13 protein-coding genes and 2 pseudogenes are annotated in these 13,860 nt (G+C 69.5%); 6 read left to right on the top strand and 9 right to left on the bottom strand.

Annotated elements, in window-relative coordinates:
• Window positions 1–5: 5 nt before the first annotated feature.
• The 3 genes from AC069R_RS30630 to AC069R_RS30620 form a co-directional block, all read right to left on the bottom strand.
• Window positions 6–1,175: an MAB_1171c family putative transporter gene (locus AC069R_RS30630; RefSeq protein ID WP_478769982.1), complete on the bottom strand. Its 1,170-nt coding sequence runs from the start codon at window positions 1,173–1,175 to the stop codon at window positions 6–8.
• A complete protein-coding gene (locus tag AC069R_RS30625) occupies window positions 1,166–1,675 on the bottom strand; it encodes a hypothetical protein (RefSeq protein WP_478769981.1) in 510 nt (169 codons plus the stop codon). The genes AC069R_RS30630 and AC069R_RS30625 overlap by 10 nt, the downstream gene beginning before the upstream one ends.
• Window positions 1,676–1,984: 309 nt before the next feature.
• On the bottom strand, window positions 1,985–2,452 hold the full coding sequence (locus AC069R_RS30620; protein ID WP_478769980.1) for a helix-turn-helix domain-containing protein: 468 nt from the start codon (window positions 2,450–2,452) through the stop codon (window positions 1,985–1,987).
• 316 nt (window positions 2,453–2,768) lie between these two features.
• On the opposite strand from AC069R_RS30620, the gene AC069R_RS30615 reads away from it, so the two are divergent.
• Window positions 2,769–4,172 (top strand): hypothetical protein, encoded by a 1,404-nt coding sequence (locus AC069R_RS30615; RefSeq protein WP_478769979.1) that lies wholly within the window; start codon window positions 2,769–2,771, stop codon window positions 4,170–4,172.
• 110 nt (window positions 4,173–4,282) lie between these two features.
• Here the strand turns inward: AC069R_RS30615 and AC069R_RS30610 are convergent, their stop codons facing one another.
• Together AC069R_RS30610 and AC069R_RS30605 are read right to left on the bottom strand one after the other, a co-directional pair.
• Window positions 4,283–4,564 carry a hypothetical protein gene (locus tag AC069R_RS30610; RefSeq protein ID WP_478769978.1) on the bottom strand — a complete coding sequence of 94 codons (282 nt, stop codon included), beginning with the start codon at window positions 4,562–4,564 and terminating at the stop codon, window positions 4,283–4,285.
• Window positions 4,565–4,920: 356 nt separating this feature from the next.
• Window positions 4,921–5,508, bottom strand: a complete 588-nt coding sequence (locus AC069R_RS30605) for a TetR family transcriptional regulator (RefSeq protein ID WP_478769977.1) — start codon at window positions 5,506–5,508, stop codon at window positions 4,921–4,923.
• 73 nt (window positions 5,509–5,581) lie between these two features.
• Between AC069R_RS30605 and AC069R_RS30600 the strand changes: the two are divergent.
• Together AC069R_RS30600 and AC069R_RS30595 are read left to right on the top strand one after the other, a co-directional pair.
• Window positions 5,582–5,866: pseudogene (locus tag AC069R_RS30600) on the top strand (class I SAM-dependent methyltransferase); the annotation flags it as partial.
• A gap of 386 nt (window positions 5,867–6,252) precedes the next feature.
• Entirely contained in the window at window positions 6,253–6,477 is a 225-nt protein-coding gene (locus AC069R_RS30595; RefSeq protein WP_478770000.1) for an XRE family transcriptional regulator, read from the top strand.
• A 52-nt stretch (window positions 6,478–6,529) separates the two neighbouring features.
• Here AC069R_RS30595 and AC069R_RS30590 read toward each other — a convergent pair.
• The 3 genes and pseudogenes from AC069R_RS30590 to AC069R_RS30580 form a co-directional block, all read right to left on the bottom strand.
• Window positions 6,530–6,907 (bottom strand): annotated as a pseudogene (locus AC069R_RS30590) (PIN domain-containing protein); the annotation flags it as partial.
• Window positions 6,908–6,943: 36 nt separating this feature from the next.
• Entirely contained in the window at window positions 6,944–7,468 is a 525-nt protein-coding gene (locus AC069R_RS30585) for a hypothetical protein (RefSeq protein WP_478769976.1), read from the bottom strand.
• 1,108 nt (window positions 7,469–8,576) lie between these two features.
• Complete coding sequence (locus tag AC069R_RS30580) at window positions 8,577–9,278, bottom strand: hypothetical protein (protein WP_478769975.1); 702 nt, start codon at window positions 9,276–9,278, stop codon at window positions 8,577–8,579.
• Window positions 9,279–10,095: 817 nt separating this feature from the next.
• On the opposite strand from AC069R_RS30580, the gene AC069R_RS30575 reads away from it, so the two are divergent.
• The 3 genes from AC069R_RS30575 (at window position 10,096) to AC069R_RS30565 (ending at window position 12,641) form a co-directional block, all read left to right on the top strand.
• Entirely contained in the window at window positions 10,096–10,737 is a 642-nt protein-coding gene (locus tag AC069R_RS30575; RefSeq protein WP_478769974.1) for a hypothetical protein, read from the top strand.
• Window positions 10,738–10,851: 114 nt separating this feature from the next.
• Complete coding sequence (locus AC069R_RS30570) at window positions 10,852–11,805, top strand: potassium channel family protein (protein ID WP_478769973.1); 954 nt, start codon at window positions 10,852–10,854, stop codon at window positions 11,803–11,805.
• A 320-nt stretch (window positions 11,806–12,125) separates the two neighbouring features.
• The gene (locus AC069R_RS30565) at window positions 12,126–12,641 is read left to right on the top strand and encodes a DUF4232 domain-containing protein (RefSeq protein ID WP_478769972.1); all 516 of its coding nucleotides are present in this window, start codon (window positions 12,126–12,128) and stop codon (window positions 12,639–12,641) included.
• A 310-nt stretch (window positions 12,642–12,951) separates the two neighbouring features.
• Here the strand turns inward: AC069R_RS30565 and AC069R_RS30560 are convergent, their stop codons facing one another.
• Window positions 12,952–13,491 carry an EF-hand domain-containing protein gene (locus AC069R_RS30560; RefSeq protein WP_478769971.1) on the bottom strand — a complete coding sequence of 180 codons (540 nt, stop codon included), beginning with the start codon at window positions 13,489–13,491 and terminating at the stop codon, window positions 12,952–12,954.
• Window positions 13,492–13,860: the final 369 nt, after the last annotated feature.

Below are 13,860 nucleotides of genomic sequence, written 5' to 3'. Positions count from 1 at the left end.
CTTCCTCAGTCGGTGTGTTGGGCCCTGGCGACGACGCATCGTCGTCTCACCGCGTCCGACAGCTGAACCAGCTGCCGCACGTCGTCCTCCAGGCTCTGCGTCAGCGGCATCGCGACGGCAACGGCCGGAGCGGGCGCCTCTTGGGGCTGCTCGTTGTGCAGTGCAGCGCACAGCTGGTCGGCCAGCTCGTCGGCCCCTCCCGGATGGTTCTCCACCGGGCCCGCGGCCGGTGCCAGGTAGGGGCTGATCCGTACCAGGCCGTCACGGCACTCGATGACCCTGCGGTAGAAGCGCCGGTGAATGCCGAGCGGGAGCAGGTGGTCGCGCCATGGCCTGGCGGGCATCCGGCCGAGGGTGTGCTCGGGATACGCCTCGTTGAGCAACTGCCACAGCGGCCCCAGCCGGCGATACAGGCGGCGGTGCTGGCGGCGTATCCGCACCGCCGCAATCCGGGTAGCGGCTCCGGGGTAGCTGACTCCGATGAGGAACAGCGGCACCGCCAACGCGATCATGACGCTTGAGGCCCAGGTGACGGGCTGGGGGGCGGTGCCCCCTTGCCAACGGACCACGGTCAGTACGGTGCGGATCGTGCATGACGCAGCCATGGCACCGATACCAACTGCTGTGAGCCACAGGCCGGTTGACAACGGTCTCTGGGAGGCCCGGGCATAGGCGCAGGTCCAGCGCAGGGCCATGGCAAGGGCGTAGACGAGATATAGATCCGCGACGAGGTAGAAGCTCACAAGAGCCGGATCGCGCAGGTCGGAGCCCCGGAAGTTCGCGCCGTGGTCGTCAACGCCCGCGGTGGCGGTCGCCGTGAGAAGGCCGATCGCGGCGAGAGCTAGAAGGAGTGCCTCCCGGCGTGCGCGTGTGCTGCCCTCGGCGGCATCAGTGGCGGCCGAGTACAGGTAGAAGCACATCAGCCAGTACACCATGCTGAGGACGAACAGGTTCTGCACCAACCGAGGAGCGCCCGGCCCTCCCGCAGAAGCGATCCAGCCGGCGAAGGGCTGTCTGGCCAGCACGAAGGAGCAGGCAGCACTGATCAGGCACAGCGTGACCGCGCGCAAGGCCGCGTCGCGGGGGGCCTTGACCAGCTGGAATATTTTCCATCCCAGCGCTGCGGCGAACGTCAGGCTTAAAGCCAGCATGAGCAGCGAGACGATCACAGCCATCCCTGCCTGTCCCCCAGCGCCGTTTGGACTCGTCGGACCGACGCGTCCGTTGGCTGTGGTGGCGCGACCCGGTCCACGACTGAGGCCCACTCCAGGATGATGGTGGCGACGAGTTCCGCCTCTCGCTCGTGCTCCTGGTCGTACGACGTGCGACGCAGCGCTCGGCGGATCGCTTCGGGGGCGATGTCGGGCATCATCTGGCCCAACAGCTCATCGTCGCCCTCGTCGCTGTCGTGGTCGGCCAGGATGTGGCCCACCTCGTGCAAGATGATGTGGTCCTGGTGGGCTTTCGTCGTCTCACGCTGGTAGACGATGAAGTCGCTGGCGCCCGTGGCGATCCAGACCCCGAACGGTCCCGGTACCGGCAGGGAATAGGGCACCAGATGAATCGGCCGGCCGCGGCGCTCGCCTAATGCGTGACACAGGGCATCCACCTGGAGCGGCGGCTGCATGTCCAGTGCTCGAAGCTCCCGTTTGCAGCGGCGACGAAGCTGTCGCACCTTCAACCGTTCCCCCTACATCAAGGTCGAACTTTCTTCGTGCCGACGACGGCACGTGCCACAGGGGCTCATCCGCGCTGGATGGCGGCCATGGGCTGGATCCGCGCGAAGCCTGGTCGGGACAGGGCGCGACTCGTTCACAAACCGTCTGTGACGAAACCCTAGCGAAGGGTTGGCGGGGGTTTGCAAAGCCCCCCGGGAGAGGGGATATATGCAGCCAGAGTCCGGTCGCCCGCGGACGTGCCGATGGACCGGGACGGCCGGTCTGCGCCTCTGCGCGGTCGCGCTGCAGGTGGGCGGATACGACGGTCAGGCCTCGCCGTACTGTGAGTCGGAATCCTCTCCGAGGCCCTCCAGCTTCCGCAGGTGACTCACAACTCCGGCCAGGGCCTGACGGCTGGAATCAGAGAGGCCGTGTGCCCGAAGTGCGATGTTGCGCACATCGCTCTCCTTCAGCGCCTGTAGCAAGGCGAGCTGCTCGTCAATGCGCTGTGCCTGCTCGTTGTCGAGGAAGTAGGCAGGGCTGACACCGAAGTATCGGGCCAGAGCTTCGAGGTGCTTCATGGTCGGGTTGGTCTTCCGGCCGGTACGCAGCTGCCAGATGTATGTGGCGCTGATCGCCCGTTCCCCCGCAGCGATGTTGATGGCAGCGGCGACGTCCTCGTGGGAGGGCGCCTTCCGATCCTTCGGCGTCGCGGTTCGGAACAAGTGATCGAGCTTTTCCGCGAGGGTGCGGGTGACCTCACCACCAGCACCCTGCTCGGTCGCACTGCTCATCCCCCGACTCCTCGCTAGTTCATGGGTACCCAGGCCACGAGTGTACTGAATGGCTGCCCTCAACTACCGGCTCAGTCGCGGGAGTTTGCTGGAAACGCGGTGGATCTCGTGTCTATTATCCACCGGAGTCATGAACTGACGTTAATGGGGGAGCCATGGCGCGGCACCAGAGAGCCGTCCCGCGGGACACAACCGAAGCCGGCAGCGATCACACCGTGCTCACTCGGCATGACCAGCCGAAACCGGCAGTCCCCTCCCCTGCCGACGCGGGCCGGAGACGCCCTGGGCGCGCCCCCCACTCAGTAGGTGCAGCGCAGTGAGCACACACGTACCCGACGATCCGACAGCCCTCGACCACACACTGGAGGTCTCTCTCGGTCGGCGCGCACCCTTCACCCAGGTCGGCGACTGGGTCCTGCTCTCCGGAGCAGACTCCGACGCCCGAACCCTGTACTGGGCGCTGTCCGCCCATCTCAATGCCTCGCGGGACGACAACGAGGTCTGGCCGGGCCTGCTCACACTCGCCCGCATCCTGGGATTGAAGAAACCCGAGAACGTCTCCAAGTACATGCTGCAGCTGGAAGTGATCGGCGCCGTGGAAGTCATCCGCTCCACCACCGGCCTCGTGCGCCGCAACCGCTACATCGTCCACCAGACTCCACCCGTCGGCTACCGCGGACCGCGGTCCATGGCCGACTGGTACACCCTTAATCGAGCCAAGCCCGACGAATCCCCGGAAGAACGCGACGCGCGCGAAGCGGACTTCGACTCCTGGCTCACCGCCACCCGCCAGACGCTCAAGGAACACTGCGAACAAACCGCCCGCGCCCGAGCACTGGCAAGGAAGAACCGCACGCCTCTGCCGCCAGCCGTGTCCTTTTTCGGCCTGCACTCCCGTACCCCCATCGCGGGGGGTACGGAGCGAGCAGGAAAGCCCGCCAAAACAGCAGGCCAGGCCGTACCCCCCGTGGTGGGGGTACGTACCCCCACCACAAAGGCCTACGCACCCCCACGCCAGGGGGTTGAAGCAGACCAAGAAGAACAACACCAAGGGACCGCGCCTGCGGCGCGAAGCGTCGCCCCCGGCCGAAGGCCTCCGACAGCAAGTAGTAGGAACGCCCCCAACACCACCGCCGGGCGCCCACGCACCTCTGCCGCTCCGCGAATGACCCGGGCCCAAGCACAAGCCGTTCAAGCCGTCGAAGTCGGACTTCCCGAGGAATTGCGTGTTCTGCTCCCCCGGTGGCGCCCTGCAGCACTACGGGACACCATCCTGCGCGAGCACCAACACCGCACTGTCGAAGAACTGATCGCGCGAGCCCATCGCCGCTGGTACGCCTGGGGATTCGCCTCGATCTCCGACATATCCACTGGCGGAGCAGGCTTAGCTCATCCCGTCGGTGTCGCGGTACGGCTCATCGCATCCCACCAATGTCCCATCGGCAGGTGCGGCCGTGAATGCCCTGACCCGCGATGCGAAGACGGGGTCATCATCGACACCGGACAGTTGTGTCACCGGTGTTCCGAACACCGGCGCGATCACCACGCCGGAGACGCCGCACAACCGAGTGCTGCCACTCATGACAGGCCGGGGCAGCGGCGGCCTGAATGCCAGGATTGCGGGAGGCCTATGGTTGGTCCAGCGCGTCCGGAGGGCATCTGCCGCGAATGTAGACAGGCCACAGTAGATGTACAGAACAGCGTCCGGCGAGCCGTGTGAACACCACGCAACGGTGCCGACTCACGCGTCGGAAGACACCGACGCGTCCCCGAAGCGACCACTGGAAGACGGAGGAAGGCCCAGCTTGGGCAGCGCGGTGGTCCAGTCCCTCACGATGGGTCGCTGTCTCGCGTGCGAGACGCATCGGCGTGTGCCGCGACGGCGTCGTGGATCGCGGCGAGGGAGCGGGCGACGTCCAGGAGCCGGTACGCCTGGGCGCGGCTGATGCCGAACTCCGCGGCGCAGTACGACTTCCAGCTCGGGTGCCCGAGCGGCACCCAGACGCGAGCGGCGTGCGCGTCGCGGACCTGGGCGGCGAGCACCGCCACGGAGCGCCGGACGTCGTCCATCGCCTCGCGCAGCCCGGCCGTCATCTTCCGGGCGCGGGCCACGGTCAGCGGCGGCCGGGCCGGTTCGGCCGCCGTGCTCCTGGTCCTCGTGCTGCTCGCCCACGACTCCCGCTCTGGGGCCTCAAGAGGATCCTCAGCCCGCGCTTCCCCGCACCCCCCGGCACGGGCCTTCATGACGGAGGACAACTACCGCAGGATCAAGACCCACTAACAAACAGGGCCTGACCGCCACAGAGACATGGCGCTACTTCCTCGACAACCACGACTCCTGGATCCCCCTGACCACCATCACGGCGCTCTACATCACCCTCGCCCGAGAACCCCAGCCGGCCGATTCCAGCGAAACCCCAGATCCGGGGCAGAGACGGGCGGGGCGACGTGTGACCTGGGTGCTTAGGTCACGACTGGGGTGGTCGCAAGGCGCCGGCGATGACGGTGGTCACCATCTTGCGGACGGCGGCGGTCTGCGGCGGGGCACTTGTCCGGTCGGCGAACAGCAGGTGCCCGGCCCCGACGAGGGTGGGGGCGAGTGTGTCGATGTCGGCGTCACCGGCCAGGCGCCCCAACTCCCGCTCGGCGGTGAGATAGGCGGCGATCATGGCGGTGCCTTGCATGGCCAGCGGGATGCCGGTCAGACCGGCCTCGCGCAGCCGGGCGCGGAGGCCGTCGCGGAAGGTGATGAGCGCGACGATGGCCACCGTGACCGGCCCGAACAGGTCCTCCAGCGCGTCGGCGAGGTTGTCCACCACGCTCCCGGTGCCGGCGGCGGCACGCAGAGTCGTGGTTCGGTCCTCGATGCCGCGGACGCGGTCGAGGACCAGCTCCGCCAGGAAAGCGTCGAAGTCGGTGAAGTGCCGGTGCAGCACGCCCTTGGCACAGGTCGCCTCCTCCGTGACCGCCCGGCTGGTCAACGCGTCGGGCCCGTCCCGAAGCAGGACGCGCTCGGCGGCTTCGAACAACTGGCCGCGCACGTTGTGGATGTGCACCCCTGACGGCATTGTCTCCCTTTCCGGCCGCCCCCGCCCTAACAAGTGGGCAACCGCCCATTAGTGTGGGCGCATGCCCACTTTATCGCAGGGACAGCCGGACACATCCGGCCCCGAGCCCCACCGCCACCGGCAGACGGCCGAGTCGTTCGGCGTCGATGCCGAACGCTACGACCGCGCCCGACCGCCGTATCCCCAGGCCCTGGTGGACAGGATCGTCGCGGCAAGCCCCGGTCGGCACGTCCTCGACGTCGGAGCCGGGACCGGCATCGAAGCCCGGCAATTCCAGGCGGCCGGCTGCACGGTGCTCGGTGTCGAGCCCGACGAGCGGATGGCCGCCTTCGCACGCGTGGCTCGGACTGGTCGACCGAGGACGGAGGCATACCAGCGGTGGCCGGCTCGGGAGACGGTCACTGACTGCACCACGGCGTCGCCGCGTCCGATCAGGCGGCCCATGCGTTTGGCGGACTCGTGCAGCCGCACGGAACCGATCCGGGGCAGGAGCAGGCGCCGGTAGCTGTCCAGCCGGATGGTTGGCCGTTTGACGTCGTGGTGGAGGTGGAACGCTTCGCGCGCGCGGCCCTTCTTCTCGAACCGCGGGTAGCCCACCCGGCGGCCGGCCCGGGCCCCGCGCAGGGAGTCGAGCCAGTTCTTCCAGGCCCGGTCGGCGTCGATGAACGCGGACTGGAACGCGTGGGTGTTCACCTCGTGCCACCACGGACGAAGAAGGAGATCATCCGGCTCTTGAAACGGGCCATCGCCCGTGAGATGTTCCGCTGTCTGACCACCACGGTCACCGTCCCCGGCATCGCCGGCCTACGGCCCCTGCGGCAATCCAGGAACCTCACCCTCACCGCGGCGGCCCAGCACCTCGGAGTCTGGCCCGCCACCATCTCCACCCTCGAACGCGAGATCCGCCGAGACGACGACCTCGCTCACGCCTACCGCAACTGGCTCCAAGCCGCTTGAAGGCAATAGGAGCATCAAGGCGCCCGACCTGGGCATTCACCTGAGGTGGGCAGGGGATGAGGTCCAGGACGCGGACCGGCTCGCCTTTCCAGCGGTCGGGGCGGTCGTGGTGATCACCGCCCCGACCGGACGGTCGGGGGTGGGCTGCGCAACATACTGGCAGTGCGCCGCAGCCCAGGTGTCCTGCTGGGCCACCACCAGGACAGAGGGCAGGTCCAGGTCCAGGACGGTGGTGCCGGGCAGCGCGGCGAGGTGCTCGGCCGTACCCGGCCGGGCAAAGATCGGCTTCGACCAGCGCACACGCGGGGGCATAGAGGTACCACCCGGACTCCGCATGCGCGCGGTGGATCAACCGCGAGGCCAGGACGTTACCGCGGCAGGCCGCGGCCAGCGCGGTGTCGTCCAGGACGATGTGCAGCGCGTCGCTCACCGGGCTCCCGCATCGGCCAGCCTACGGTCAAGCCCGCTAGGACGGGGGCAGGCCCAGCTTGGACAACACAGTCGTCCAGTCGGTGACGATGGCCTGCTGCGCGGCCTGGAGGCTCACCTTCCCGGAGCAGACCGCGGTGTGCAACTGCGACTCCACCGGATCCTTTTTGTTGTGGACCCCGGACCCGGTTTTGTGGCCGGGGTCCGGCGGCCCGACCCAGAGGTTTCGGCGGTCGTTCGGGTCACCGCCGAGTTCGAGGGAGACCAGGTGGTCGTACTCCGCGTCGCCGAGGCGGCCGGTGTAGCCGTAGGAGCCAGCGTTCGCGCGCTTCTCCGGACCGGTCACACTCTCCGGGGGCCGGATCCCCTTGGTGTAGCCGCCCTCGCGGCAGATCGTCGACGCCAGCGTCGCCTGCGTCACCGACGGCGAGATAGCGCCGGGCGTGCACGAGGAGTCTTCGAGGGGCTCGCCCTTCTCGTACCGGTAGCGGCAGCTGCCCGCGGCCGGCTGCCGCTGCACCGTGTACGTCTTCTGCGGCCCCGCCCCCACCGGAATCCCCACCGCTCCAGGCGAGACCGTCGTGCCGGACGGCCCCGCCGCAGGAGTACCGTCCTTTCCCCGAAGTAGCCGACCCTGACTGCGAACCGGATGAACAGCCCGTCAGCAGCAGGCAGGACAGCAGCACCGGTGGCCCCGCGCGGCGGACGAATTCCATGACCACCCCTCACGGTCGAGCAGCAGATGGCCACAAGCTCCCCCGCCTGGGCGGCCACCTACCGCTCATCGCCGGGCGCACAGGTGTACGCAGGCTCACCAAACGGCACACGCGGGGTGAGCTCCTGGAGCTCCGGCGTCCCCCGCCGTCGCCGCGCACCAGGCCGTGGAGCAGGCTCTCCCGGAGTTACCTGCGTAACGCGCTGGCGGTGCTGGGCTGACTCGAGATGCAAATCCACGTCGGCGGGGAGGACGGGCGCTACCGCGTCGGGGCGGCATCGCGGACGGAGCGCCCCCGCGGGCGCGCGACGACGCCCGCCGTGCCGCCCTCCGTCCCCCGAGAGGGGAGTTATCCCGTGGGCGCGAGGACGACGATCTTGGAGCGCGCCCAGCGGCTGCGGCAGCGAGCTACCCCCGCGGGGGCGGGGACGACCTGTTCGCGAACGAGGTCGGCGATGCTCGGGAGGAGCTACCCCCGCGGGCGCGGACACGACCGACCAAGGAGCGCGCTCCACGGGTGCACTGCCGAGCTACCCCCGTGGGCGCAGGGACGACCGGTCCCGGATCACGCCGTCGTCCGGGTCCGGCGAGCTACCCCCGCGGGCGCGGGGACGACGCCCGCCGTCGCGCGCGAGGGCGGGCCGCGCGGTTCCACTCGGTGACGATGCCCAGCATCGTCATCACAGCCAGGCAGTGGAGTGTCGCACCCGGGACAGGGCGCGCGCATCGCGGCGCGCGGCCGCGTTGCCGATGGGGTTCTGCCAGGGCCGGGGCCGGCGCGACTGCCCGGCGACGAAGCGGCGGCGTCCGGCGTCTTGGAGCCGCCGTCGTTGGTTGCGCAGTTCCCTTTTCTTCCCCTCGTCGTGATCACGTGCGTTGCTGCAGCACCCGTGATCGACACCAAGGCCGTGAGGTTTGAGTGTGCTGTCCGCGCCGACGGACGACTCCGGCGAGCTCACTCCCCCGAGTGACTGACCGGCTCGGCGTCGCAGCTGTCCTGGGAACGGACCGGCCCGGTGAGCGGCCCGCACACGATGCTCGCTTCCATGACATGGCCGCCGGCCAGCACCACGAGAAATACTTTCAGGAGCCGTCGCGTAGGTGCGGCCGGCCGCTGACCGAGCCGGGGATGGACCTTTCCCAGAGGATCGGCGGTGACCTCCACGGTGCTGCCGACGCGCGGTTCGCCATCGACGGAGAACGACCTGCCGTCGTTCAGTCGGACGTAGACCCCGTCTTGCCTGGGGGCACCGCTGTCGCTGGTGTAGGTCCGGATGCCGGTGACTACGCCCGTGAACGTCACGCCGCGGTCGTGCAGGATTTGCTGTTCGACATCCCGGTCGCCGAAACCGCCCGCCATGACGGAACAAGCGATGACGACAACAGCGCCGACCCAGAAGAGCACCCATCGCACTGTGCTGGTCCGGTCGTCCACCCAGCGGTCTCTGACGAACGCGTACACCGCGACCACGCCGATGTAGAAGAACAGATCCGCGAGCATGAGCACGAGGACCAGACCGTGCTCGTTCTCACGCCACGCGTCCTGCTCGAGTCTCAGCGACAATAGCGAGATCCCCAACGGGACGGCCGCCGCCAGGACGCACCACACCGGCCACAGCAGCGCCCACGCCGCCTTTCGCCCCAACTGGCCCCCCATCCCACCAGCCTGCCCCGACAGCGGAACAGCCGCAATAGCCCGGCTTCCCTCGCACACGGCGACTCGCAGCCCGACCTGGCGGACGACCGCCTCGCCGACGGCAGGACAACCGCCACCGGTCCAACCGACCTGCTTCTTCCTGGCCCGCGGCGCCCAACGGCTCCGGCGCTAGCCACATGCCCGGTGGCTGCGGTTCTCTGCATGTCTCAGGGCTTGGCCGGAGCAATCCGTCTCACTCCCGTGGCATCTCCCCAGCAGAATCGGCCATCGCGCACGGGTTCCATGATCGTCAGTTCTGTGGATCCACCCGCCTAATCGGCGGCATGCCCCTGCCCTTGGACAACCAACAGCAACCCGCACGCTGACACGCCCACGCCGTCGGCGTCGCCCTCTACACCACGGCATCCGCAGACGCGATCGTCCCCGCCCACCCCAAGACCGACTGGGAGCAGCTGCGCGGGGTGCAGAAGGGCCGGCGCTCCCCGCTCGCCGCGCTGGCGAAGCAGGCCGCCCCGGTCTGACCCGGGCCGCTGCTCATCGACGCCGCCCCTCCCCTGTACCCGGCAGGGAGGGGCGGCGTCGACGTGTGGGGTCGGCCGCGGCGGCGGAACAGCCCGCAAAGCTGCAGGCACGGGCAGCGGGCAGCGGGGTAGATGCTGAAAGGTGCCCGGCGGCCGGCGCCGGAAGGCAGTGCCAGGGCGACGTGCACTGTCCGTGGCAACGACCGGAAGGCCAGGCGGATATGAGGCGTACGCGTGCGGATGCGAGTACCAGGCATCCTCGTCATGAGCGCAGGGGGGAAGCGCGGCTGCCGGCGGTGGTCGCGACGCTCGCCGCGATCTGCCTGTACCTGCTGCTGCCGCAGCGGCTGCTCATCGCCCCTCGGTACGTGCTGCCCGCCCTGGAATGCCTGCTGCTCATCCCGCTCATCGCGATCAACCCCAAACGGTTGACCCGGCAGACCAAGGCTTTCCGCGTGCTGTCACTGACACTCGTCGGGGTCATCGCGGTCAGCAACCTGGTCGCGCTGGCCATCCTGATCCATGAACTGCTCTACGCCGGGGTGAAGGACGGCCGGTCCCTGCTGGTGGCCGCGCTGCAGGTGTGGCTCACCAACATCATCGTCTTCGGGCTGGCCTACTGGGAGCTGGACCGGGGCGGCCCGGTCAGCCGCACCCAGGTGCCCCGCTCCGCCCTGCCGCTGGCGGACTTCCGTTTCTCCCAGGACGAGAACGACGACGCCGTCCAGGAAGTCGCCGACGGTGCCAGCGCCACCTCGGACTGGGTCCCCACGCTGATGGACTACCTGTACGTGTCCACCACCAACTCCACGGCCTTCAGCCCGACCGACACCATGCCGCTGTCGACCCGGGCCAAGGCCATGATGAGCATCCAGAGCGTCTCCGCCCTGCTGACCTCGCTCCTGGTGATCGCGCGGGCCGTCAGCATCCTGCACTGACAGCCCCCCGGCGCCGCTTCCGTGTTGCTCCCCGACGCCTGGTGAGGACACTGAAGACAAGGCGAGGCGAGGGCAGGAGGTCTTGTGTGGCCGCCACGCGGTACGGGGCGGCGGGTGCTCCTGGCCGCGTCCGCCCTGCTGGCGCTGCTCGCCTGCGGTGTCGGCGGGTACGCGCGGCTGGGGTTCTCCCTGCCGGACGCCGTCTATCTGACGGTGATGACGCTGACCACGGAGGGGTTCTCCGGTGCCGACCGGCTCAGCGAGGCCGGCAAGCTCTTCACCGCCGCGCTGGCGGTGGTGGGGGTCGCGGTCTTCGTCGCGGTCCTGGGGCTGATCGGGACGGCACTGGTGGAGGGACGGTTCGGGCCTGCGGGAAGGAAGCGGCGGATGCAGCACCGCATCGACGCGCTGCGCGACCATTTCATCGTCTGCGCCTACGGGCGGGTCGGCCAGGCCGTGACCCGCGAGTTCGCGGCCGAGGGCGTCCCCTTCGTCGTGATCGAGAGCGACGCCGCCCTGGAAGAGCGGCTGCAGCGTGAGCGCGCGCCCTACCTGATCGGCAACGCCGCCTCCGAGCAGGTGCTGCGCCGCGCGGGCATCGACCACGCCCGCGGTCTGGTCTGCGCGGTCGACTCGGACGCCGAGAGCGTCTACATCACCCTGATCGCCCACTCCCTCAATCCCTCGCTCGCCATCGTCTCGCGGGCCTCGGAGGCTGCGTCGGCCGAACGCCTCGCCCACGCCGGCGCGAGCAGCGTGGTCTCTCCCTACATCACCAGCGGCCGGCGTATGGCATTGCTGGCGGTCCGCCCGCACGTGGTGGACTTCCTGGAGTTCACCCGGGCCGGCAGCTCCGACTTTCGGATCGAGGAGATCCGCTTCGACGTCGGCTCCCGCCTCGTGGGACGGCCCCTGCGCCAGGCGTGCGGGGGAGCGCTGCCCCTGCTGATCCGCCGCGCCGACGGCGCCCTGGAGCCCAACCCCGATCCGGAGACCGCCGTAAGGGCCGGGGACACCATGATCGTTTTCGGGGACCCCGGCGCTCTGCGCCCCATCGAGGACGAATAGCCGAAGCCGGTCGCGCCGGTCGCGATCGAGCCCGTTCGGCCGGACGGCAGAAGCCACTGAGCCACCCGGACGTGGTCTACGCGGTCGCTTTCCGCTCCCCGCAGTCGATCGAGGTCCGCTTCGGCACCAGCCGGGCCGGAGCCGTCGACGTCGCGCTCTCCACCACGGCGTCCGCCGACGGGATCGTGACGCTCACGGTCGCCGTGGCGAAGGCGTTACATCTCCGTGACGCCCACAGCGAAGAAGATCAACAGGCTTCGTGGTGTCAGGAGTTCGGGGCGGGGGCCCCACGTACGACCGCTAGACACGGAGAGTCGACCATGACCAAGTCCACCAAGTTCGTGATGGCAGTTGCCGGCGTCACACTGGCGGGGATCGCCGGTACGGGTGTCGCGCAGGCATCCACCACCGCGCACCCGGCCGGCTCCGGCGCGCCGTCCTCGTGCCGCCCCGCCAACCTCAAGACGAAGATCACGCCGGACACCGCCAGCTCCGGGCACCGCCACTACCGGGTCACGCTGACCGCCGCTCCCAAGACCAGCGCCTGCCAGCTCGCCGGCTCCCCCCGCAACGTGAAGTTCTACGACAACGGCTCCCTCAAGGGCATCACCACCAAGCCCTACGGCTCGCAGAACACCAAGGTGACCTTCGGCCCCGGCCACCCCGTCCACTTCGACATCCAGGTCCCCGACACCGCCGAGGGCGCGCCCGCCAACCGGACCGTCTTCACCCTCCGCACCCCCGGCGGCGGCGTCATCCCCGGCAACCAGGAAGCCGACGGCAAGCTCTCCGTCGACTTCGGCACCCAGATCGGCCCCGTGAAGCCCGGCGCCTGACCCGCACCACAAGCGAACACCGACCGCATGCGGCCCGCCACCCCACGGTGGCGGGCCGCACCCGACTGTGCGGGGGCCTCTATGCCCTTCGTCACGCGAGGCGTGGGGTTCTGGGTTCGCCGTGCTTCGAGGCCCCGGAGGACTTGGTCGTGGGGGGCGAGCCGAGGCGACGTTCCCCGACGCGGGCCGGGTCCCCGACCCGCTGGGGTACGCCCCGGACAGCAGGAGGGTGAAGCCGGGCGCCACGTGAAGGCCGGGTCCCGCGGGCGGCGGCCGCGGAACCGCCCGTTTCCCGAATCCGTTGCTCCGCTCAGGCGGCGAACCTGCCGCATAGCCAGTTTCCCGGTTCCGTGGGGTCGTCGCTCGTCCAGAACTGGCGCCACAGCATCGCGAACTCCCCACGGTCGAGATGGCCGTCGCCGTTTGCGTCGAGCAGTTCGAAGACGCCGGTCAGGTCGACAGGCCGCCCGTTCCAGGTCTCCACGAGTTGCCGGTGCTCCTCCGGGCTGATGCGGCTGTCCCCGTCGGTGTCCACGGCGTCGAAGACCGTGTTCGCCGTGGCGGTGACCTCCGCCGCCATCGCGGGCAGCCTGTCGACCACCGTGAGCAGTTCGGGCAGGTCGACCGTCCCGCTTCCCCGGGCGCCCCCGGCCTCGCGCAGTGCCGACCACCACCCCATCAGCAGGGTCTCGACCCGCACGCGCAGTTCCGTCCCCGGACCCACCGCGGGCAGCCGGCTCCAGCGGGCGACCAGCGCCCTGAAGTCCTCCTCGCGCAGACAGCCGTCCCCGTCGGCGTCGAACGCGGCAAACATCCCCCTGAGCTTGCGCTCCTGGAACTCGCTGGCCATGAACGGCCTCCCTCGGCACCGAACCGAACCGCGGACCCCGGCGGACACCCCGCGCAGCAGCGGCGGACCACCGGTCACTGCAGGCCGCGGGCCGCACGGCCCCAAGTGGGCACTTGTGTGCGAGCGATCGGAATCCCGCGACCCGGTCCCGCACGCCCCAGCCACCGCCCTCGGGCGGCCCGTTCAAATGTTCGCAAAGGGTACATGCCGTACTCCGGTTCGCCATCCGGCGTCCCTGCGTCCTCTCCCCGTGCCGTCCGCCGGTCTCCGGCCCGCGCACAAAGGGTCCTTTTGGTACGGCCAACCATTCCTTATGGAATCGGGGCGACATGTGACCACCGTCTCCGCTCCGCCGGGAACCGGAGGAGG

The sequence above is a fragment of the Streptomyces sp. NPDC043952 genome, assembly GCF_056435325.1.
The sequence above is the reverse complement of the archived record's forward strand: the minus strand, read 5'-3'. Positions and strand labels throughout refer to the sequence as shown.